This is a genomic window from Chryseobacterium sp. CFS2 (assembly GCF_036543225.1).
Lineage (GTDB): Bacteria > Bacteroidota > Bacteroidia > Flavobacteriales > Weeksellaceae > Chryseobacterium > Chryseobacterium culicis_A.
On sequence record NZ_JAZHQU010000008.1, the window covers coordinates 25,229 to 48,280 of the forward strand.

A 23,052-nucleotide genomic window follows, 5' to 3' on the forward strand; every position below is an offset into this window, starting at 1 on the left:
AATATTTTTTCATTCTTCCTAGAATATTTTATTGATTTTCAGTCAAAACTTATCGCTAACTATTTTGAACTAATGCTTAAAAAATTAAATTTGCAGACTTGATTTAAATGCAATGCATCGCTTTTTTATATTTTTATATTATCTGATTTCCAGAAATAAAATCCTATCTGTACTGACAGCTTTGGGAATTGCCGTTTTATGCCTATTCTTTGCGTCAAAGATCAATTTTGAGGAAGACATCAATCAGATTATTCCTAAAAATGAAAAATCAGATCTTACGGCAAAGGTTCTTAAACAGCTCAATTTTTCGGATAAAATTATTGTTATTATAGAGAATAAATCCGGAGAAGACAGCTTCCAGCTTTCCGAAACCGCAGATACTTTCCTCAAAAAAATTGACCCTCTACAAAAGTATATCGGCTCTGTTCAGGGTAAAGTGAATGATAATGAGATTTCTGAAACCTTTGATTTTGTCAGCCAGAACCTCCCTTTATTCCTTAATGAGAATGATTATAAAGAAATTGACCGGAAACTTCAGAAAGACAGCATTGCGAAACAGGTAGAAAACAATTACATCTCACTGGTTTCTCCCACAAGTCTTGTCACCAAAGAGTTTATTAAAAAAGATCCTTTGGGACTTACTTTTTTAGGAATCAAAAAATTAAATGCTTTAAATATCAGCAAAGACTTCAAACTCGAAGACAGCTATATTGTAACCAAAGATGGTAAAAACCTCTTACTTTTCATTGACCCCAGGAACAAAAGCAATGATACAAAAGCAAATGAAGCTTTTATAGATCAGCTTAATTCTATAAAAGACCATATCAACAAACAGTTCAAAGGAAAAACAGAGATCAGCTATTTCGGCTCTCCGGTGATTGCTGTGGCCAATGCAAAACAAATCAAAAAAGACATACAGAACACGGTAGTCATTTCCATGACGGTGCTTTTGATCCTTCTGATCTATTACTTCAGAAATATCTTTACACCCATCATTGTGTTTTTGCCCACGGTGTTTTCGGTACTGCTTGCCCTTTTAATCCTTTATTTTATCAAAGATAAGATTTCTGCAATTTCATTAAGTGTAGGCGCTATTCTGATAGGGATTACGATAGATTATGCCCTGCATATTCTGACGCATTACAAACACAACAACAATATTGAAGAGCTTTACAAAGAAATCACCCAACCTATTGTATTAAGCAGCGCAACGACAGCCGTTTCATTCCTGTGCCTGGTTTTTGTACGCTCTGAAGCACTAAAAGATTTAGGCCTTTTTGCAGCCATTACAGTTATTCTTTCTTCAATCTCAGCATTAATTATTGTTCCTCAGCTTTATAAACCAAAAGAAAAAGAACATCTCAATACCAATTTTATCGATAGAATCGGCTCTTATCCTTATGAGAAAAACAAACCTTTAATCATAGGATGTTCCATTATCATTCTTGCCTGCCTGTTCGGATTCAGACATGTGGGCTTTAATGAAGATATTGGTGATCTGAATTATATTCCAAAAGAATTAAAAATCAGTGAAGCAAAACTGCAGAAACTTTCCGATATCACTTCAAAATCAATCTACACTATTTCTTATGGAAATTCTGAAGAAGAGGCATTAACCAGAAATTCCGAACTCAGCAGCTTCCTTGAAAAAGAAAAGAAAGAAGGTAAAATTTTAAGCTATAATTCTATCGGAAGTATCGTGCTTTCAGAAAAAGACCAGCAAAAAAAGATAGACCACTGGAACCAATTCTGGAATGACCAGAAAAAGAATCAGGCCATTACTGAGCTGGTCGGTAACGGAAATAAATTCGGGTTCAACAGTTCTGCTTTTGACAGTTTTAATGAAGCTTTGCATAAAAACTATACTGCATTAAGTCTAAAAGACTATCAAAAGGTGAAAGCACTTCAGATTTCAGAATTCATGAGCAGCGAAAATGGTTTTTACACCGTTTCCAATGTTGTGAAAGTGAACGAAAATAAACGGGATACTTTCATCAAAGATATTGAGAAGAAACATGATGCCATTGCCATTGACCGCCAGCAGATGAACGAGAATTTCCTTGGACTCCTGAAAAGGGATTTCAATACCTTGATTAATTATTCTCTTCTTGCGATCATTTTAACAATCATTGTTTTCTTCAGAAATTTTGAATTAACAATCCTGACCATGTTCCCAATTGTCCTGACGGGTATTGTGACAGCCGGAATTCTTTATTTCCTGGGACTTGAATTAAATATCTTCAGTACCGTTGTATGTACTCTTGTATTTGGAGTTGGGGATGACTTTAGTATTTTCCTGACACAGGCTATGCAAAAAGAACATACCACAGGAAAAAATGAATTGCCCACTTACAGAACATCCATTATTCTTGCCGTTTTCACGACTATTCTGTCTATCGGATCTCTGATCTTTGCCAAGCATCCGGCTCTGCATTCTTTAGCACTCGTGGCGCTGATAGGAATGTTTTCTGTGATTATTATTACCTCTACATTATATCCTTTCTGGTTCAGATTATTCATTACCAACCGGGCCAAAAAAGGACTTTCACCAATCACCTTCAGACTCTCGGTTATTTCAATCTTCTCATTTTTATACTATGGAATCGGAGGTCTTATATTTTCAGCGTTTGGAAGCTTCTTCGTTAAAAATTCCAAAGGAAAAACCCTGGATATTATCAAACTTATTTTAGCCAGATTTTTAACTTCTGTCCTTTATTCCAATCCATTTGTAAAGAAGAAGGTCATTAAAAATACATTGGAAGACTTCAGTAAACCTGCTGTCATTATTGCCAATCATACGTCTTTCCTTGATACCCTGGCAATAGCAATGGCTACCCATAAAATCATTTACCTTGTGAATGACTGGGTATATCAGTCTCCTGTTTTTGGGAAATTGGTACGGGCATTGGGCTTTTATCCTGTTTCACAGGGAATCGAGAACGGAATGGAAAAACTGAAGGAAAAAATTGAACAAGGATATTCCCTGGTTGTTTTCCCTGAAGCAGAGCGTTCTTACACCAATGATGTGAAAAGATTCCATAAAGGCGCATTTTATCTTGCCGAGCAGTTCGGTCTGGATATTCTTCCACTCTATATCCACGGAAACTCTGAGGTATTACCGAAAGGAGATTTTATAATCTATGACGGAAGTATTACCGTAAAAGTGGGGAACAGAATCAGCAAAGATGACATTAGTTTTGGTAAAAACTATTCTGAAAGAACCAAGAAGATCAATGCCTATTTCAGAGAGGAATTTGCAAAACTGAGAGAAGAGATTGAGGATGAAAATTATTTTAAAAAGAAATTATTCCTGAGCTACCTGTATAAGGACAGTGAAGTGGTAAAAGAAGTAAAAGAAGATTTCAATACCAATAAATCAGTATATTTCGAAATGAATAAGCATATTTCCCATGAAGCCAACATTCTTCATATGGCGGATGATTTCGGACAGAAAGATGCTTTATTAACGCTTTACCAGGCAAGCCGAAGAGTTTTTTCTCTGATAAAAAATGATGAAAAAAGAGCAACAGCTGCCCATAGCTATCTGGTAAAAAGAAGAAAGATACAGTATATAAAAGATCTTTCGGAAGTGAACAAAAAGATTGATGTACTTATTGTCTCACATGATCATTTTACATTCAATGATATTCAGGGTCTCCCTGAAACAATCATTTTTGTAAATACAAAAAACACTTCATTTGAAAGTGATAATTATGCATTAAAATTTAATTCTGAATCATTAAAAGTATTTAAAACTAAATAATAAATATGAAAAACATATTTTTGTAAACGCTAAAGAAAACTAATGAAGAAAAATATACTTGTCATATATTATTCACAAACCGGACAACTCGAAGATATCGTGAGAAACATAGCCCAGCCTTTTGAAGCAAAAAAGGATGCTTATGACATTACGTATTACAACATTCAGCTAAAGGAAGACTTTCCTTTTCCCTGGCCAGGCGATGTATTTTTCAACACCTTTCCTGAATCTTATTTACAGATTCCTAAAGAAATCCTTCCTCCTTCAGAAGAAATTCTGAACAAAAAGTACGACCTTATTCTTTTTGGGTATCAGGTATGGTATCTCACACCATCCATTCCTATTATTTCATTTTTAAAGAGTGGTTATGCAGAACGTATTCTTAAAGATACTCCTGTAGTCACTATCTCCGGAACCAGAAATATGTGGATGCTCTCCCAGGAGAAATTAAAGGTATACTTAAGAGATTTACAGGCTAAACTTGTGGGGAATATTGCACTGGTAGACAGACATGACAACTACACGAGTGTATTGACCATCCTTCGATGGCTCACAACAGGTCAGAAAGAAAAATCAGGAATGCTTCCAGCGGCAGGAGTTTCCGATGAAGAAATTGCAGGTTCCGTAAAGTATGGCGAGATTATTGAAAGACATTTTAATAATAATGACCTTAATAGTTTACAGCCGGATCTTGTTAAGAATGGAGCCATTGAAATTCGTGCGTTTCTGGTACGTGTAGAGAAGGTAGGAAACAAAATTTTTACAGTATGGTCTAATCTGATCATCAAGAAAAAAGAGAAACGTCCATTGCTGATAAAATTCTTTAAGGTATATTTGATGGCAGCGATATGGATTATCTCACCTGTCGTTTTGGTTTTACACCTGCTTACAACCCCTATATTTTGGTTTAAAAGACAAAAACAAAAAAGATATTTACAAGGAATTAATTTAAAATAGAATGTACGACGTATTTATAACAAAAGCATCAAAATACTTACCCAATGAGCCGGTAGCGAATGATGAAATGGAGACTTATCTTGGGCTTATCAATGATGCGCCATCCAAAGCAAAATCACTTATCCTAAGAAATAATAAAATTACGACACGATACTACGCTTTAGACACAGAAGGAAATCCTACCCACTCTAATGCGCAGCTTACTGCAAAAGCAATCGAAGGCCTTTTTGATGAAAACTTCAAAAAGGAAGATATGAAATTATTATCCGTAGGAACTACTTCACCAGACCAGATCCAGCCTTCTCACGCTTCTATGGTACATGGTGAACTGAACATCGGAAAATCTATTGAAATTAATACTTCAACAGGTCTTTGCAACTCAGGAATGAATGCTCTGAACTACGGATTCCTTTCTGTAAAAGCCGGAGTACAGGACAATGCTGTATGTGCAGGTTCCGAAAGAATGTCTGCGTGGATGACCGCTGATAAATTCAACCACGAAGCTGAAAACTTAAAGTTACTGGAAGAAAGACCTATCGTTGCTTTCAAAAGAGAGTTTCTGAGATGGATGCTTTCTGACGGAGCAGGAGCTTTCCTTTTGGAAAACAAACCCAGAGAAAACGGTATTTCTTTAAAGGTAGAATTTATTGACTTTTATTCTTATGCTCACGAAATTGAAGCATGTATGTATGCCGGATGTGACAAACTGGAAGACGGAAGCCTGAAATCATGGGCAGACTACCCTTCTGATGAATGGTTGAAGCAATCTATTTTTGCCATCAAACAGGATACTAAAATCCTTGATAAATATATCCTTGTAAAAGGAGCCGAAAGTTTAAGATCTTCTTTTGACAAACATAATTTAGATCCGGAAAAAATTGACCACGTATTGGCTCACATTTCTTCAGGATATTTTAAAGACGGACTGAAAGAAGAGTTTGCGAAAAAAGGAATGGATTTCCCTGCAGAAAAATGGTTCTATAACCTTTCTGAAGTAGGAAACATCGGAGCAGGATCTATATTTATTGCCCTTGAAGAATTAATGAACTCAGGAACATTGAAAAAAGGAGAAAAAGTACTTCTTTGCGTTCCCGAAAGTGGAAGATTTGCTTATTCGTGTGCGTTATTAACCGTTTGCTAATGGAAAATAAACTGCCTACATCCGATAAAGATTTTGTAGAAAGTCTTATTCCGCAAAGGTTTCCTTTTGTGATGGTGCATGAGCTGTCAGAGTATTCTGAAAGCCATCTTTTGTCAGGTTTTGAAATACAAGAAGATAACCTCTTCATCCAGGACGGATTATTTCAGGCTTCCGGACTGATTGAGCACCAGGCACAAAGTGTTGCACTGCATACAGGATACAAGTATTACCTGCTGGGGAAAGACGCGCCTACAGGATATATCGGCGCGATCAAATCTTTTGAAGCTGAAGTATTGCCTAAAATAGGAGATCAACTGAAGTCTGAGGTAACCATCCTCAATGAAGTTATGGGAGTAACCCTGGTGGATATCGTTACCAAACTGAACGGTGAAGTGATTGCAAAATCTCAAATGAAAACCGCTGTAAAATAAACTGGAAATGGAAATAAAGGAAGAGAATATCATCAATATACACAACTTTTTACCGCATCGCGAACCGATGCTGATGGCAGATTTCATCCTGGAGCTGACCAAAGAAAAAGTAGTGACTTCCTTTGAAATAAAAGAAGACAATGTTTTTGTTCACAACAATGAATTTGCAGAAGCCGGCTTAATTGAAAATCTGGCACAAACCTGTTCTTCTATCCTGGGACAAAGCTTCTTTGAAAATCCTGAAGCAGATACAAAAGTAATCGGGTTTATTACCAATATCAAGAAGATTGAAATTTTTGCCCTGCCAAAAGTGAATGACAAAATCATTTCCAAAGCTTCACTCATTTCACAGTTTGAGAACATCTGCCATATCTTCTGTGAAACATTTAATAATGATGAACTATTGATCAGAGCAGAAATCAACCTGTTTATTCAGGAGGTAAAATCATAAAATCAATTCGACATAGATATAAAAAAGCTGTACGTTTTTGTACAGCTTTTTATTTTAAATTGCATAATTAATTCTTTGCTTATGAACATTTGTGCAATTCATTAGTGCCATTTGTGTTTAAGATATAAGTTTTGGCTAAAGACAGTTGATTTTTTCCATTTTTTGCAAGTGGGCTAAAGCCCACTCCTATTGAATTGACTACAGCAGTCTTGCCATAAAAAACATTCATTTTTCATCTGTTTTAACTACAATAGAGCCTCACAAAAAAACAACTGATAATCAATACAATACAAACAACAAAACATCATCATAAGATGAATTATTTCACGTGAAACATTTTATAAATCCATGAAACACTTCTTATTAGGCAAAATCATATCCAAACAAGATAAAATGAAATCTTGCCCATTCAACCCTATAAAAAAGTCACGCTGTTTAGAATCTAAACAGCGTGACTTTTTATGAAAGTTTTGTAAATTTTTATTAGATAACTACTTCATAGTCATTCCCTCCGCAGATCTGCTCAGCAGGACCAGCAATATCAGTATTGATATCTACGTTGCGGATTTGACCATTCGTTCCGTTAGCACATGAAATATAAACAGTTATACCTCCTTGTACTTTTTTTAATTGGCTTTTTGTAAGTAACTTTAAGTTTCTCATGGTTTAAATTTGTTTTAAATTATTAGTTTTTGTTGTTTAAGACAAACAAATATAGATAAAACAATCAAACCACCCATATATTTTCAATAATTAACAAAATTTTATACATATTCGTAATTAAACATAATGGGTTTCTGTTTTTTAGAATCTGCAAAATATTTTCATAAAGCCTCTGTTTCAAAGCAATAACTCCCTCAGAGGTAATATGATTTACATATAATGTATTTTCACTATTTTAGCCACCGATTATAAGAATCAAAAAACAGGTGAAAATTTTTCATCTGCAATCTAAAAAAATTATAGTATTTAGATGAAAAAACAAGACCTGCCTCAAGACGAAAGTAACCTGAAATCCGCTAACATGACGGAAGTGTTGTATGTGACGGATGAGAACGACAATTACACGACAGCAAACAGTACAGGCTGGGATGCCAAGAAAGCTGCTCTGGATGAATCGATGGAACTCATTTATGAAAGAATTGAGGAAGCAAAGCAAAATGTTGCCCATAATAAGGTAAGTCCCATCGTTTATTTTATGGAACTGAACAAAATGGATCTTGGAGTCCTTGCATCTTATGTAGGAATGTGGCAATGGAGGGTAAAAAGACATTTTAAACCCAGGATATTTAAAACACTAAGCGAAACTGCACTGAAAAAATATGCCGATGCTTTCGGAATTTCGGTGGATGAATTAAAAAACTTCAACGGTAAATAATTGAAATAAGGCTATAGATAATGCCTGCTTCATTTTCCAATGAAAAGATACAATCAGCAAATGAAATTAAACTTTGAACACCATCAGACTGCGCATTGCGAAAACGGTGTTGCTTCTAATCTACTGCTTAATAAAGGACTTAAACTAAGCGAACCCATGATCTTCGGGATCGGTTCCGGACTGTTTTTTGTCTACCTTCCTTTTTTAAAGGTGAATTTTGCTCCGGGCTTCAGCTATCGTCCGATGCCGGGTGCTATTTTCAGTAAAGCAGCCAAAAGATTAGGAATTAAAATCAAAAGAGAAAAATTCTCAAATCCTAAAGATGCTCAAAAAGCTCTTGAAAGAAATCTGGAACAAAATATCCCTACCGGACTTCAGGTAGGAGTTTTCAACCTTACTTATTTCCCTGAAGAATATAAATTCCACTTCAATGCCCACAACCTTGTGGTGTATGGAAAAGAAGATGGAAAATTCCTGATCAGTGATCCGGTAATGGACTATACAACATCCCTTTCCGAAGCAGAACTGGAAAAGGTAAGATATGCCAAAGGAGCACTTCCTCCGAAAGGACATATGTACTACCCTGTTTATGTTCCGGAAAATGTAAACCTTGAGGAAGCTATCAAAAAAGGGATCAAAGATACCTGTAAAAATATGCTGGCTCCTGTACCGCTTATCGGCGTAAAAGCCATGATATGGGTCGCCAAAAGCATCCCGAAATGGGCAGAAAAGAAAGGAACAAAAGTCACCAATCACTATTTGGGACAATTGATCAGAATGCAGGAAGAAATTGGAACCGGAGGCGGAGGCTTCAGATTTATCTATGGCGCATTTCTTCAGGAAGCAGCTATCATTCTCAAAAATGATGAACTGAAGGAATTATCAAAAGAAATCACTTCTATTGGTGATCTTTGGAGAGATTTTGCCGTGGATATTGCCAGAGTATATAAAAACAGAAACTCAAAAAGCAATATCTATAACGAACTTTCAAAAACGATGCTGCACATTGCAGATCTGGAAGAAGCTTTCTATAAAAAACTGAGAAAAGCGATCTGATATGGCAGAAAATATGATTGAGATCAAAAACTTATATAAGAAATACAAAAATTCTGATGAGTTTTCTGTAAATGATATTTCCCTGAATATCAATAAAGATGAAATTTATGGAATTCTCGGACCTAATGGTGCTGGAAAAACAACATTGATTTCCATGCTTTCAGGGTTGATAAAACCTACCTCAGGAACTTTTACCATCAATGGTTTATCTCCACAGAAAGAAGGTTTTAAAATCAGACAGATCATCGGAATTGTACCTCAGGAATATGCTTTATATCCCACACTTACCGCAAAAGAAAATCTAATGTTTTTTGGAAGTCTGTACGGATTGAAGCACAGCCAGCTAAAAAAAGTAATTGATGAATCTCTGGAAATCATGGGTCTTTCAAAATTTGCCAACAAACAGGTAGGTCAGTTTTCTGGAGGGATGAAGCGCCGCTGTAACCTCATCGCAGGAACACTCCACAATCCTAAAGTTTTATTCCTGGATGAACCCACTGTTGGCGTAGATGTTCAATCTAAAAAAGCCATTATTGATTATCTCCTGGATTTAAATAAACAAGGTACCTGTATTATTTATACTTCCCATCACCTGTCGGAAGCTGAAGAATTCTGTACTAAAATTGCCATCATCGACCACGGAAAAATCCATGCGGTAGGAACACCCGAAGAATTGGTGAACAGAGTAGCAAGTGCCGAAAACCTTGAAGATGTTTTCATTTCATTAACCGGAAAAGAACTAAGAGATGTTGTTGTATAAACTGTGGAGAAGCTTTATTAAGGAAATTCTTCTGCTGAAAAGAGATATCGGAGGGATTGTCATCATCTTTGTGATGCCATTGCTTTTGATTGTCACCATTACCCTTATTCAGGATTCTACCTTTAAAAACCTTGAAGGATCAAAGATTCCTATCATTTTTATTGATCAGGATAAATCTGAAGTCTCAAAAAATATAAAAGCAGAGCTTGAAAACAGCAAAACATTCCAGTTGCTGACCAATTTCAATGAAAAATCTGCTCAGGATGCTGTTTTTTCCGGAGATTACCAGATGGCGATTGTCATTCCTGAAAACTTAACGAAAGATTTAAATTCTAATATTGATTCAAAAGTTCAGACCATTGTAAGTTCATTCGGACTGGAAGGAGACTCTGCAAAAGTAAAAACAGCAGCTCCAAAGGCGAAAGAAATTCATTTATACTTTGACCCTGCTACCAATGCCGGATTCAAGAACTCTGTAATGAATTCTGTGAATAAAATGGTTTTTGAAATTGAAAATAAAAAGATCTACAAAGCATTCCAGGATCAGCTGGGAACTACGGAAAACCTTGACGAAAATAAAAACCTGATCAGCTTTAAAGAAATCACTCCCAAAAAAGGAGAAATGGATGTTATGCCGAATTCTGTTCAGCACAACGTTCCTGCGTGGACTCTTTTTGCAATATTCTTTATTGTAGTTCCTTTATCCATTAATCTGGTGAAGGAAAAAAGTCAGGGAACAAGTGTAAGAGCGAGAATAAGCCCTACCCCCTATTTTGTTCATATTTTAGGAAAAACATTTACTTATCTTATTATCTGCATCATACAGTTTTTACTGATGGTGGCAGTAGGAATTTATCTTTTCCCTTATATGGATCTTCCTGCATTTGATGTATCCGGAAAAATGTTCCAGCTTGTTATTGTAACATTGTTTGCAGGATTAGCTGCTATCGGGTTCGGTGTTTTATTGGGAACAATTGCCGATACTCAGGAACAGTCGGCTCCGTTTGGGGCAACATCCGTAGTGGTTCTGGCAGCTATCGGAGGAATTTGGGTTCCTGTATTTTTAATGCCGGAATTCATGCAGACTGTCGCAAAATTCTCTCCTATGAACTGGGGACTGAATGCCTATTACGATATTATTTTAAGAAACAGTGGAATTGGAGGAATTGCTAAAGAACTGGTTTTTCTTTTCTTATTCTATATTGCTACCGTAGCTATTTCTATTTTTTACGAAAAAAAACAAAATGCAGTCTAAAGAAAATATATTAACCTGTACTGAAGAAGTCAGAGTACGATTCAATGAGACAGATCCGCTGGGAATTGTCTGGCATGGACATTATATCGTGTATTTTGAAGACGGAAGAGAAGCTTTCGGTCGTCTGCACGGCCTTACCTATCTTGATATTCAAAATGCAGGATTTGTAACCCCCATCGTAAAAAGTACCTGTGAACATTTTCTTCCTTTAAAATATGGTGAAACATTCAGGATTGTAACTACTTTTATCAATTCTGTTTCTGCTAAACTAATCTACCGATATGAGCTCTTCAATCAGGAGGACCAATTGGTATGCAGTGGGGAAACCATCCAGGTATTTCTGGACAGTAACGGTAGCTTATGTCTGTACAATCCGGAGTTTTTTCAAAACTGGAAAGATAAAATGGGATTATCATGAGAAAGGAAATTTATATCACAGACTACAGTTGTGTAACTCCTTTAGGTTTCAATGTGGACACCAACTGGAAGGCACTTTTGGAAGGCCGATCAGGAGTTGATTTACATAAAATCATAGACAATCAGGATGCTTTGTATGCTTCCATGATTGATTCTGAAAAACTGAATGAAGAATTCAACAGATTCTTTACCCAGAAAGACATTCCTAATTTCACAAGACTGGAGAAAATGCTTCTTTTAAGTATAAAACCTCTTGTTGAACAACATACAATATCAGAAGATACGGCTTTTATCCTTTCAACAACAAAAGGAAATATCAGTCTGCTAAAAAATCAGTCTGAATTACCGGAAGGTGTTTATCTGTCGAAATTAGCAGGAAAAATTGCAGACTTTTTCGGATTCAAAACAAAACCCATCGTAGTTTCCAATGCCTGCGTTTCAGGAGTCATGGCAATTGCGGTGGCTAAGAATATGATCCAGGCAGGAAAATATAAAGACGCCTTTGTCATTGCCGGTGATGAGCTTTCTGAATTTGTTATTTCAGGATTCAATTCATTTCAGGCCATAGGATCGGGACCTTGCAAACCTTATGACAAAAACAGAGATGGAATCAATATTGGTGAAGCTGCAGCTACAGTTTATATAACGAGCAATCCCTCACAAAACGAAAAATTCAGGTTTAACGTTCTGGGAGATTCTGCCATAAATGATGCCAATCATATTTCCGGACCTTCAAGAACAGGTGACGGTTTATATGCCAGTATCAGAAATGCCATGGCTGAAGCCAATGTTTCCTCAGAACAGATTGATTTTATTTCTGCCCACGGAACAGCAACTTTATATAACGACGAAATGGAAGCCATTGCTTTCAACAGAATGGAACTTCAAAATATTCCTCTCAACAGTATGAAAGGATATTACGGACATTGTCTGGGTGCATCAGGTCTTCTTGAAAGCATTATTTCTATGGAAAGTGCTCTTCATAGTACTTTACTTCCATCAAAGAACTTTGAAGAAACAGGAGTAACCCAATCTTTGAATATCATCAGAGAAAACCAATCTGCAGAAATTAAATATATTCTGAAGACTGCTTCAGGTTTTGGCGGCTGTAACGCAGCTGTTGTGCTGGAAAAATGTTAAATTGAATTTGATGAAGAAAATAAATACCTGTACCATAGAACATTCAAAAATAACCGTTGACGGAAATCTTGTTTTTGAAAGTCAAAGCGAAACTTTTCAGGAATTTGCCAAGGAAGCTTATAAAAGTTTAGATCTCAGTTATCCTAAGTTTCATAAAATGGATCATCTGAGTAAACTGGCTTTTCTTTCCGCAGAAACGATTTTGAAAGACGAAGATCACAGCAGAACAGCAATCGTTTTTGCCAACAGATCATCCAGCCTTGATACGGATTTCAAATATCAGGAAAGCATCAATAATCAGGATAACTTCTATCCGAGTCCGGCAGTTTTTGTGTACACATTACCCAATATTTGTGTAGGCGAAATCAGCATTAAACATAAAATGCAGACAGAAAATGCTTTTTTTGTTTTGGATGAATTTGATGAAAATTTTTTAAACAATTATGCTGAACAGATTCTGCAGTCTGGTAAGGCCGACAAGGTATTATGCGGCTGGGTAGAATTGTATCAGGAAAATTATAAAGCTTTTGTATATTTGCTCACATTATAATTTAACAATGTACCAATCTGATAATGTACCAATGCTAAAGGTAATAACAACTATTGGTAAACTGGTACATTGATATATTGTTACATTAAAATAATATTTATGGAAAACTTAAAAACAGAATTGAAACACAAAATTATTGAAGTCCTTAACCTTGAAGATGTATCTGTAGAAGAAATCAAAGATACTGATCCATTATTCGGAGGAGGATTAGGATTAGATTCTATTGATGCTTTGGAACTTATTGTTCTTCTTGATAAAGACTATGGAATCAAATTAGCCGATCCTAAAAAAGGAAAAGAGATTTTCCAATCTATCGATACGATGGCTAAATTCATCGAGGATAACAGAACAAAATAAATTACTACAACAATCTAACAGTGTAACAATGTAGCAATTATTGGTAAATTGTTAGATTGATACATTGTTACAGTATTGAATACCATGAGTCAAAAAATTGCCATAACGGGAATGGGCATCATTTCCTCCATCGGAAACAATGTGGAGGAAAATTTTATTTCATTAGAAACCGGAAAACACGGAATTTCAGATATCGAAATGTTTGAAACCCGCCATGCCGGAATTATTAAAACAGGTGAGATAAAATTATCCAATAAAGAACTTGTACAGAAACTTCAGCTTGATGAAGACAACAATGTAACCAGAACTTCTTTATTGGGAATGATTGCTGCAAAAGAAGCTGTAGAAAGTGCAGGTATTTCAGATATTAATGGTTACAAAACCGGGCTGATTTCTTCTACCAGTGTAGGAGGAATGGATATTACTGAAAAATATTTCTACTCTTACGAAGACTTCCCTGAAAAGCAAAAATATATTGACGCTCACGATGCCGGAAATTCCTCATTGGCAATTGCTGATTATTTAGGATTAAAAGGCATGGTTTCTACCATCAGTACAGCCTGCTCATCGGCAGCCAATGCGATTATGATGGGTGCTAAACTGATCAAAAACGGAGTTTTGGACCGTGTCATTGTCGGGGGAACAGATTCCCTTTCAAAGTTTACCTTAAATGGTTTCAATACCCTGATGATTCTTACGGATTCCTATAATACTCCTTTTGACAACAACAGAAAAGGATTGAACCTTGGAGAAGCAGCCGCTTTCTTAGTTCTTGAATCTGAAGAGATTGTCAAAAAAGAAAACAAAAAAGTCCTGGCTTATCTTTCAGGATATGGAAACGCTAATGATGCGCACCATCAGACAGCCTCTTCAGAAAACGGACAAGGGGCATTCTTAGCCATGCAGCAAGCCCTGAAAATCTCCGGATTAGATAAAGGAAATATAGATTACATCAATGTTCACGGAACAGCAACTCCTAATAATGATTTATCAGAAGGAATTGCCATGATCAGAATCTTCGGTGAAAACCAGGTGCCTGAATTCAGTTCTACAAAAGCATTTACAGGCCATACTTTGGCTGCAGCAGCAGGAATTGAAGCTGTATTTTCAATCTTAGCAATGCAAAACAGCCTTATTTTCCCCAACCTGAATTTCAAAACAAAAATGGAAGAGTTTGATCTCACTCCGGTTACTGAATTAAAAGAGAAAAGCATCAATCATGTGCTTTCCAATTCATTTGGATTTGGAGGAAACTGTTCAACTTTAATTTTCTCAAAATCATGAGTGCAGTATACATCAACAGTGCATCCTGTATCTCAGTTCAGGACACTTTAAACAACAATATTCTACAGAACCTTACTTCCAGGAATTCTTTAAACATCATTAAAGCGATAGAACCCAATTATAAAGAGTTCATTCCGCCTGCGATGATCAGAAGAATGTCCAAAACAGTAAAAATGAGTTCCGTAGCATCAAATTATGCATTGAAGGAAGCCGGTATTGAACAACCGGATGCCATCATCGTAGGAACCGGAATGGGCTGCTCACAGGATTCTGAAAAGTTCCTGAAAAATGTGATTGATAATCATGAAGAGTTTCTTACACCTACTTTTTTTATTCAGTCTACTCACAATACGGTAGCAGGACAGATTGCTCTGGGATTGCAATGCCATGCTTACAACTTCACCTATGTAAATACTTCTTCCTCACTGGAGTTTTCATTATTGGATGCTCAACTTCAGATCAATGACGGAGAAGCGGAAAATGTTCTGGTAGGTTCTACAGATGAACAGACCGACAGAACAATGGAACTTTACTGTTTGAATAACACCATCAAAAAAGAAACAGATCTTCCCGTTGACTACTTAAATTCCACTACCACCGGAGTAATCTGGGGTGAAGGCGCCAGCTTCTTTGTTGTAGGAAAAAATAAGACTGAAAATTCTTACGCCAAGCTTCAGAATATCCAAATCAGCAATAAGGTTGAATTAAATGAAGTAAAAGATTTCATCCAGAATTTCTTAGCTCAAAACAATCTTTCCCACAATGATATTGATGTGGTTATTTTAGGGTTCAGTGGAGATGCAAAGTCAGATATGTATTATACTAAAGCAATGGATCTTTTTCCGGATTCAGCACAGCTGTATTATAAACATTTGAGTGGTGAATTCAATACAGCCAGTGGTTTTTCAACGTTTATAGCCTGTCATATCCTTAAGGAACAGCAGATCCCGGAAATTATGATGATCAACACTGAGAAAAAAGAAATTGTGAAGAATATACTTATTTACAATCATCTGGGAGGTGATGATCACAGTTTGGTATTACTGGAAAAGGCATAATTGTTGAAATTGAAAATTATGCGGTCTATTTGTCATTCAGAGCACAGACCAAAGGTCTGCGAACAAGGTTCTGAAGTGGAGCATGGAATCTAGATTAGTTTAGACTCCTACGAAGTGACAAAGTACAACAGAGGTTTCCAATTAATCAACAATAAAAAACAGTCAGCAATGAAACACTATCCATTCATCCTCTTCTATCTTTTCTGTAACGCTTTTATTTATGCGTTTCACGGAAGTTTTTGGGTGTATCTGTTTTGTTTTTTTGTTTTTTCTGCAATTGTAGTTTGGGGTTCTTTTGATATTGAACTGGGATATTTTGTCAACAGCCTTACCCATAAACGCACAAGAATTAAAGAAGTAGCCCTTACTTTTGATGATGGGCCTACCGAGTTTACCCCGAAATTTTTAGACTTACTTAAGGAACATCAGGTAAAAGCCACCTTTTTCTGTATCGGGAAACAGATCGAAAAATATCCGGAAACGTTTCAGAGAATTATTGCTGAAGGCCATACTATCGGAAATCATACCTTAACACATTCCAATTCTACAGGATTTTTATCGACTTCAAAAATGATTGAGGAAATTGAAAAATGTGATGCAATCATCAAGAATGTTGGAAATATCAGCACCCATCTCTACAGACCACCTTTCGGAGTGACGAATCCCAATATTGCGAAAGCGATTAAAAGAACACATAAAAAAAGTATCGGATGGAATGTCCGCTCCTTAGATACCATCATTGATGATGAAAAGAAAATCTATACCAGAGTTACCAAAGACTTGAAAAAAGGGAGCATTATCCTGCTTCATGATACTTCGGAAAACACTTATCGTGTTCTGATAGATTTATTAGTATTTTTGAAGGACAAAAAATATTCAACCTTTACAGTTGATACAGTTATAAATTCAAATAGAAATGATTAAAAATATTGCTTTCGGAGCATTCTTACTGGTTTCAGGTTTCTTTTTTGCACAAAACACGGCAATGTCAGGAGCTGAAGCCAAAGCATTTGTATCGAAGGTTTCTTCAGAGACCAAAGAGATCAAAACATTACAAAGTGATTTTACCCAGACCAAAAAAATGGATTTTCTGGATAAAAGCATTGTTACCTATGGAAAAATGTCATTACAGACTCCCAATATGCTGAGCTGGAGGTATACTAAACCTTATCAGTACAGTATTGTTTTTAAAAGCAATAAGATCTACATCAATGATCAGGGGAAAAAATCTTCTGTAGATGCCAAGAGTAAAACATTTGAAAAAATCAATAAACTGATTGTAGGAAGTTCAAACGGAACCATGTTCAATGATCCTGAATTTACGGTAACGTACTTCAAGAACGGAAATTATAATGTGGCAAAGTTTATTCCTAAAACATCCCAACTGTTGAAATACATCAAACAGATTGAGCTGTATTTCCCTAAGAACCAGTCGACGGTTTCTCAGGTAAATATGACTGAAGCTTCCGGAGATACTACGAATATTGTTTTCAAAAATACCAAGGTCAATGCTTCAATTCCTGCGTCAGAGTTTACTCTATAGCCTAATTCTCATTCTGGCAGTTTCCTGTAAAACCTACAAGTTAACAGAAGCAAAACCTGTTTCCTCTTCTGAAAAGATGGTTGAGAATTTATACTTTTCTTCAGGCGAAGATTATGTATACAAATGCCAGATGGATATTTATAAAAACCATGTAAGCGGGATTCTGATCATCAAAAAACTGAATGAAACGACCCATCGTGTTGCTTTAACATCAGATTTCGGAAACAAACTGATTGATTTTGAGGTTTCTGAGAATAATTTCAAGTTGAATTATGTACTTTCTGACCTGGATAAAAAAATTGTCATTAATTTCCTGAAAAACGACTTTCAGCAGCTTCTTAAAAAACAATATCCGGTAAGCGAAAGTTTTGAGAATGAAAATGCGAAAATCTATCTTTCAAAAATTGAGAATAAAAGCTATTACTTATTCTTCAGTAAAAACAATTTATTGAAACAGATCATTTACACGAAAAATAACAAGGAAAAAATCGATTTTACTTTTGATGCAAAAAAGCATATCTTCGCGGATAGCTTAAATCTACAGCACAAAGACTTTAAGATCAATATAAAACTAGTTCAAATAACCGAAACAGAATAAGTTCCAACAGGAAAAATTGTACAATATTTGAGCTCTTTTTCAGACCGGACTGTATTGTACATTTAATCTTAAAAAATAAGATCATGCAAACCATTCTTACAGACTTTTACACATTAACATCATACGATAAAACAGAAGACGGAAAGTTTACTGCTCATATCAACCTTAATAAAGACCACGAGATTTTTAAAGGACATTTTCCTGGGAATCCGGTAACACCCGGTGTTTGTATGATGCAGATCATTAAAGAGCTGACAGAAGAATTTACAGGTTCAAAATTATTCCTTAAAACAGCTTCGAATGTAAAATTTATGGCAATTATCAATCCATTTGAAACACCTGATTTGGTTCTTCAACTTGATATTGCTGAAAATGGAGAAGACGTTAAAGTAAAAAACGCAACTTCTTTTGGCGAGACTATTGCATTGAAATTGTCTGTAAGCTATAAAAAAATACCATCATGAAACTAATCTTATCATTCTTAGCGGCATTTGTTTTTTTCTTTCAGTTGGATCTTGAAACATTGAGAAACAGCTATGCTAAAGCTAATGAATCTAATGGCAATACCCAAAACTTCATTGAAACCGCAGATAAACAATCCGGTTCTGATGCAGTCACTGTAGGCTATAAGGCAGCGGCAAAGATTATGGAGGCAAAAATTGCTAAAAGTAACAGAAAATCACTGGTAAAAACAGGAGCAACAAGTCTTGAAAGCGTTATCAAAAGTAATCCTAATAATGCAGAATTACGTCTGATCAGATTAAGCGTTCAGGAAAATATTCCGAAAATTGTAGGCTACCGCGGAAGCCTAAAGGATGATAAAGCTTTCCTCTTGAATAATTACAGCAAACAGAATACCGCATTAAAAGGCTATATCAAAAGGTTTGCTATGCAATCTAAAACCATTACAGAGGCGGAAAGAGCCACTTTAAAATAAAAAAATGTCCCTTGCTGAAGTTCAAAATGCAATTTCTGAAAAGAAGATATGCATTTTAATACCTACCTACAATAATGAAAAGACTCTGAACAGGGTTATTGACGGTGTTCTCAACTACACCGGAAGTATTATTGTGGTCAATGACGGTTCTACAGATTCTACCCCTCAGATCCTTGCCCAATATCCTCAGATTACGGTAATCTCTTTACCGGAGAACAAAGGAAAAGGAAATGCCCTTAAAACAGGTTTTAGAGCGGCAAAAAAATCCGGGTATGATTATGCCATCACCATTGATTCGGACGGACAACATTATCCGGATGATATTCCGGTATTCGTAGAGGCGCTTCTTCATGAAAAAGAAGAAGTTCTTCTGATTGGAAACAGAAATATGTCTCAGGATGGCATTCCCAAGAAAAGCAGTTTCGGAAACCGTTTTTCCAACTTCTGGTTCTGGTTTGAAACCGGAATTAAACTGGAAGATACCCAATCCGGTTACAGACTTTATCCTTTGCATAAAATTCCAAAGAAATATTTTACCCCTAAGTTTGAATTTGAAATCGAGATCATTGTAAGAACTGCGTGGAGGCATGTTCCGGTAAAAAATGTCCCAATCAGGGTTTTATATGATCCGGCAGAACGGGTTTCCCACTTCAGGCCTTTCAAGGATTTTACGAGAATCAGTATTCTGAATACGATTTTGGTGACGATTACCCTGCTTTATATTATTCCGAGAAATTTCGTGAATAATTTCAAAAAAAAAAGCTTTAAAAAATTCATACAGGAAGATGTCTTAGAAAGTGACGGGAGCAACCGTACAAAAGCATTTTCTATAGCGCTGGGAGTTTTTATAGGACTTTCTCCTTTTTGGGGATTTCAGACGCTTCTGGTCATTAGTTTGTCTGTACTCTTTAAACTCAATAAAGTACTTGCATTTGTAGCTTCCAATGTAAGTCTTCCTCCTTTTATTCCATTTATCATTGCCGCTTCTCTGTTTTTAGGAGCACCATTTGTAAGTGGTGACAGTGATATTTTAAGTCAGGATTTAAATTTTGAACTGATCAAAAACAATCTTCTGCAATACGTTATCGGCAGTTTCATCTTAAGTACTACCCTTTCTGCCCTTACAGGGATAGCCTCTTTTCTGTTCCTGAATAAAGTAAGTCCGGAAAACAACTAAAAAAGCCCGGAACAATGTTCCAGGCCCATCACAATTAGTTATTATTATTTCCTATTTTGAAACGATAATCTTTTGAGAATAGTCAATTGAGTCATTGCTAACTTTCACAATATAAGCACCATTGATCAGTTTTTCTGCACTGATGGTATTTTGCTTATTAAGGTTGATGCTTTCTTTAGAAATCAATTTTCCTGTAAAATCAAAAATAGAAACGGTTGTAATTCCTGACAGATTAACATCTGACGGTGTTTTTATCGTGAATTCATTTCTTACAGGATTTGGATAGATGGATATTCCTTTAGAATTATTAATTTCTTTTACCGCCAATGCAGCACATTCTGCAGGAACAGTAAAGTCTTCCACCTGATCGCTCATTTCCGGTAAAGGCTGATTAGCACCCATTGCTAAACCATTAAGAGCTCCTGCAGATGCATTAACCCCTAACCCTCTTTTAGCGAATACATTCCAAATCATACATTTATCTACCCCATTTGTTTTTGCCATTTCTGCAGCAAGGATCGCATTTCTTCCCTGAATGAAAGTTGGGTTACATTGCTGTAATTTAAGAGCATCTACTACCAACTGAAGTACTCGTGCACTTCCACTGTTCGCATCTGCAAGAACGTTGCTGTTGTATCCGTATTTTTCTACATATTTCCAGTTAAGATCCCAAAGCATAGAAGCCCAGATAAATCCGATACTGTGAACATCCGGCACTGTAACCGCTATTCCTGAAATAGTGGTACTTATTTTCATCCCGTTGGTACGGCCATAAGTATAATCATTGATGGCAAAGTCAGGTGAATATTTTGCAGGTCTTATTCCTCCACCGGTAGTAGTCTGTCCTGAAACAAAAGTTCCTACACCTCTGGCCATAGAAGAAGTATCTCCTGGTCTGGTTGTCATCATCAAAGCGAAGAAGTCTGACCATCCTTCACCCATCTGCTCATTAGACGAAATAAAAGACAAACAAGAACTTCCTGTTCCGGTAAGACGATTGGAAATACCATGACCATACTCGTGGCTGATTACTCCGTTATCTAAACTTGCATCTTTGTAAACGGCATCTGTTTTCAATGTAGCATTACCAACAGTTCCGTTAGTTAAGTCATTCACCAGGAACTGACCTTCTGACATACCCACCATAATGGTAGGAATTGTAATGGAAGCATCAGTTCCTCCCATTCCTACAGGAGTATTACTTGACGGGTGGTATTGTATAACTCCTACTGCCCCTGCATTCTGTAAATTCTTAGTTTTAACAGCAAAACCACATCCTGCAGCATTTACTACTGCTATTTTTCCTACAAGGCTTCCGGCAGTCACTGCAGTACACGCGTCTGCAGGTGTAGAAAGAGCAAGATCTCCTGTTACAGGTGGATTCCCCATAATTTGAGGTCCAAAATTCGCGGTAGTAGCAATAGGTGCTCTGGCCGTATAAGTGGATGGTGAATTATAATAAAGATATCTTACATTTCCACTCGGTGAAAAAAGGAACATTTGCATTCTTCCGCTTGTTCCATCAGTACCAGGGCTAAAGTTGGCATTATTAAGACCACTACCATCTCTGGATTCCGCAAGAACAGGATCATTACCTACTCCTCCGTTTCCAAAATTGTTTACCTGATAATTCCTTGCAGATTCTGTAAATCCGAATTTATAAAATACATCGTGCGTTTTATTTGCATTGTAGAATAAATTCGTTACTGCTGCCGAAGTATATGTTGTGTGACTGGCTGTAATGTCTAAAGGAAAATCAAATACTCTGTTTACCCCTCCATCTGGAGAAAATTGTGGCGTATTGAGATTACTCTCATCCGTATAGGCAAATGTGTTGTTCCCTCTTGTTATGGTATAATGATTAGTTCCGTCAGAATGCCATCCTTCAGGTGATGCTGTCAGATCCCATGGATTGGTAAGCAATGTCCTTGCTCCAAACGTAGGCGCTTCTGTAGGGAATGCAAACACGTTGTAAGAAGCGTTATCAGGCACTAATACAAAATTTGCAGGGTTCTGCAGATTTGCAGCTGCTATATTTTCAGGTAAATAGGTTTGAATATTATGTTCTGATGAACTGTGGTGATCATAGGCTTCATCGTGAAAATTACATGATAAAGTTGTATTTTCCTGGTATAAAATGCTGCTGTCATCAGTACTGACAATGGTATTCCATACATTACCGGTTCCTTTTTCTTCAATATAGAACTGGTAACCCAGAATCAGCTCTCCATTTTTGGCAAAATAAACTGTATTGACACGGATAGGTTCTTCTTTTCCTTCAACATTTTTAACAGTAGGCAAACCGTTCAGTTTTTTAACGGTTTCTGCTACTAATGATTCTTTTTTTCCTTTTTCTTTTCCTTTAATCGCAGAAGGAGAATTCTTGATGAAAGTATCTGCAAAGCTTAAAACCTTTCCCTCTCTGATCAAAACATTGGCAGAGCTTCCAAAAACAGGAATACCATTAACCGTTTGCTGTATCCCTACAACATCTCCATTTAAGCTTTTTGAAGGATCTACATTAATGATTTTAAATGCTTTAAGCTCCGGATTAACTCTCTGGAACGATCCCTGAGCAGAATTAACATAGTCCTTGATGGTTTGTTCATATTGCTGGGCAGATACTACACCCGCACCAAAAATTGAACAAAACAACAATAGCTTAACACTTAGTCGAATTTTTTTCATTTAGATTACTTTTAACAAATATTAATACGTTAGATTTAACAGTTAGTAGAAAAACAATCTAAATTGTTACAAAATCACATATTATTTATTTAAAAAAATAATTCAAGTCAG

General features: G+C 36.2%; 23 protein-coding genes. 21 read left to right on the forward strand and 2 right to left on the reverse strand.

Going from position 1 to position 23,052, the window contains the following annotated elements; genetic code table 11:
* Window positions 1-112 precede the first annotated feature (112 nt).
* Genes ODR02_RS17815 through ODR02_RS17835 form a run of 5 tightly spaced genes read left to right on the forward strand, consistent with a single transcriptional unit; the run spans window position 113 to window position 6,743 of the window.
* Window positions 113-3,763: an MMPL family transporter gene (locus ODR02_RS17815; protein WP_309512941.1), complete on the forward strand. Its 3,651-nt coding sequence runs from the start codon at window positions 113-115 to the stop codon at window positions 3,761-3,763.
* 42 nt (window positions 3,764-3,805) lie between these two features.
* Window positions 3,806-4,720, forward strand: a complete 915-nt coding sequence (locus ODR02_RS17820) for a dialkylrecorsinol condensing enzyme DarA (RefSeq protein WP_309512942.1) — start codon at window positions 3,806-3,808, stop codon at window positions 4,718-4,720.
* 1 nt (window position 4,721) lies between these two features.
* The gene (locus ODR02_RS17825) at window positions 4,722-5,861 is read left to right on the forward strand and encodes a beta-ketoacyl-ACP synthase III (RefSeq protein ID WP_209786788.1); all 1,140 of its coding nucleotides are present in this window, start codon (window positions 4,722-4,724) and stop codon (window positions 5,859-5,861) included.
* Window positions 5,861-6,292: a hypothetical protein gene (locus ODR02_RS17830; protein WP_105684196.1), complete on the forward strand. Its 432-nt coding sequence runs from the start codon at window positions 5,861-5,863 to the stop codon at window positions 6,290-6,292. Before ODR02_RS17825 ends, ODR02_RS17830 begins: the two co-directional genes overlap by 1 nt.
* A gap of 7 nt (window positions 6,293-6,299) precedes the next feature.
* On the forward strand, window positions 6,300-6,743 hold the full coding sequence (locus ODR02_RS17835) for an ABC transporter permease (RefSeq protein WP_209786787.1): 444 nt from the start codon (window positions 6,300-6,302) through the stop codon (window positions 6,741-6,743).
* Between the two features lie 483 nt (window positions 6,744-7,226).
* Here ODR02_RS17835 and ODR02_RS17840 read toward each other — a convergent pair whose 3' ends face one another.
* The gene (locus ODR02_RS17840; protein ID WP_105684194.1) at window positions 7,227-7,406 is read right to left on the reverse strand and encodes a hypothetical protein; all 180 of its coding nucleotides are present in this window, start codon (window positions 7,404-7,406) and stop codon (window positions 7,227-7,229) included.
* A 310-nt stretch (window positions 7,407-7,716) separates the two neighbouring features.
* Between ODR02_RS17840 and ODR02_RS17845 the strand changes: the two genes are divergently transcribed.
* From ODR02_RS17845 to ODR02_RS17920, 16 genes are all read left to right on the forward strand, one after another.
* On the forward strand, window positions 7,717-8,121 hold the full coding sequence (locus tag ODR02_RS17845; RefSeq protein ID WP_209786786.1) for a hypothetical protein: 405 nt from the start codon (window positions 7,717-7,719) through the stop codon (window positions 8,119-8,121).
* Window positions 8,122-8,181: 60 nt separating this feature from the next.
* Window positions 8,182-9,177: a BtrH N-terminal domain-containing protein gene (locus tag ODR02_RS17850; protein WP_309512943.1), complete on the forward strand. Its 996-nt coding sequence runs from the start codon at window positions 8,182-8,184 to the stop codon at window positions 9,175-9,177.
* 1 nt (window position 9,178) lies between these two features.
* On the forward strand, window positions 9,179-9,937 hold the full coding sequence (locus ODR02_RS17855; RefSeq protein ID WP_105684192.1) for an ABC transporter ATP-binding protein: 759 nt from the start codon (window positions 9,179-9,181) through the stop codon (window positions 9,935-9,937).
* On the forward strand, window positions 9,924-11,192 hold the full coding sequence (locus tag ODR02_RS17860; RefSeq protein ID WP_209786784.1) for an ABC transporter permease: 1,269 nt from the start codon (window positions 9,924-9,926) through the stop codon (window positions 11,190-11,192). The genes ODR02_RS17855 and ODR02_RS17860 overlap by 14 nt, the downstream gene beginning before the upstream one ends.
* Complete coding sequence (locus ODR02_RS17865) at window positions 11,182-11,610, forward strand: acyl-CoA thioesterase (protein WP_105684190.1); 429 nt, start codon at window positions 11,182-11,184, stop codon at window positions 11,608-11,610. Before ODR02_RS17860 ends, ODR02_RS17865 begins: the two co-directional genes overlap by 11 nt.
* Window positions 11,607-12,749 (forward strand): beta-ketoacyl synthase N-terminal-like domain-containing protein, encoded by a 1,143-nt coding sequence (locus ODR02_RS17870; protein ID WP_309512944.1) that lies wholly within the window; start codon window positions 11,607-11,609, stop codon window positions 12,747-12,749. Before ODR02_RS17865 ends, ODR02_RS17870 begins: the two co-directional genes overlap by 4 nt.
* 10 nt (window positions 12,750-12,759) lie before the next feature.
* A complete protein-coding gene (locus ODR02_RS17875) occupies window positions 12,760-13,299 on the forward strand; it encodes a 3-oxoacyl-ACP synthase (protein WP_309512945.1) in 540 nt (179 codons plus the stop codon).
* 99 nt (window positions 13,300-13,398) lie between these two features.
* Window positions 13,399-13,656, forward strand: a complete 258-nt coding sequence (locus tag ODR02_RS17880; RefSeq protein WP_034692439.1) for a phosphopantetheine-binding protein — start codon at window positions 13,399-13,401, stop codon at window positions 13,654-13,656.
* Between the two features lie 84 nt (window positions 13,657-13,740).
* Window positions 13,741-14,940, forward strand: a complete 1,200-nt coding sequence (locus ODR02_RS17885; protein WP_309512946.1) for a beta-ketoacyl-[acyl-carrier-protein] synthase family protein — start codon at window positions 13,741-13,743, stop codon at window positions 14,938-14,940.
* The gene (locus tag ODR02_RS17890) at window positions 14,937-15,998 is read left to right on the forward strand and encodes a beta-ketoacyl synthase N-terminal-like domain-containing protein (RefSeq protein ID WP_309512947.1); all 1,062 of its coding nucleotides are present in this window, start codon (window positions 14,937-14,939) and stop codon (window positions 15,996-15,998) included. The genes ODR02_RS17885 and ODR02_RS17890 overlap by 4 nt, the downstream gene beginning before the upstream one ends.
* A gap of 168 nt (window positions 15,999-16,166) precedes the next feature.
* Complete coding sequence (locus ODR02_RS17895) at window positions 16,167-16,922, forward strand: polysaccharide deacetylase family protein (RefSeq protein WP_309512948.1); 756 nt, start codon at window positions 16,167-16,169, stop codon at window positions 16,920-16,922.
* The gene (locus ODR02_RS17900; RefSeq protein WP_309512949.1) at window positions 16,915-17,541 is read left to right on the forward strand and encodes a LolA family protein; all 627 of its coding nucleotides are present in this window, start codon (window positions 16,915-16,917) and stop codon (window positions 17,539-17,541) included. Before ODR02_RS17895 ends, ODR02_RS17900 begins: the two co-directional genes overlap by 8 nt.
* Window positions 17,507-18,139 (forward strand): hypothetical protein, encoded by a 633-nt coding sequence (locus ODR02_RS17905; RefSeq protein WP_209786777.1) that lies wholly within the window; start codon window positions 17,507-17,509, stop codon window positions 18,137-18,139. Before ODR02_RS17900 ends, ODR02_RS17905 begins: the two co-directional genes overlap by 35 nt.
* A gap of 83 nt (window positions 18,140-18,222) precedes the next feature.
* The gene (locus tag ODR02_RS17910) at window positions 18,223-18,603 is read left to right on the forward strand and encodes a 3-hydroxyacyl-ACP dehydratase (RefSeq protein ID WP_209786776.1); all 381 of its coding nucleotides are present in this window, start codon (window positions 18,223-18,225) and stop codon (window positions 18,601-18,603) included.
* Complete coding sequence (locus ODR02_RS17915; protein WP_309512950.1) at window positions 18,600-19,076, forward strand: hypothetical protein; 477 nt, start codon at window positions 18,600-18,602, stop codon at window positions 19,074-19,076. Before ODR02_RS17910 ends, ODR02_RS17915 begins: the two co-directional genes overlap by 4 nt.
* Before the next feature lie 4 nt (window positions 19,077-19,080).
* Window positions 19,081-20,253 (forward strand): DUF2062 domain-containing protein, encoded by a 1,173-nt coding sequence (locus tag ODR02_RS17920; RefSeq protein ID WP_309512951.1) that lies wholly within the window; start codon window positions 19,081-19,083, stop codon window positions 20,251-20,253.
* Between the two features lie 51 nt (window positions 20,254-20,304).
* Here the strand turns inward: ODR02_RS17920 and ODR02_RS17925 are convergent, their stop codons facing one another.
* Window positions 20,305-22,941 carry a T9SS-dependent M36 family metallopeptidase gene (locus ODR02_RS17925; RefSeq protein ID WP_309512952.1) on the reverse strand — a complete coding sequence of 879 codons (2,637 nt, stop codon included), beginning with the start codon at window positions 22,939-22,941 and terminating at the stop codon, window positions 20,305-20,307.
* Between the last annotated feature and the right edge of the window lie 111 nt (window positions 22,942-23,052).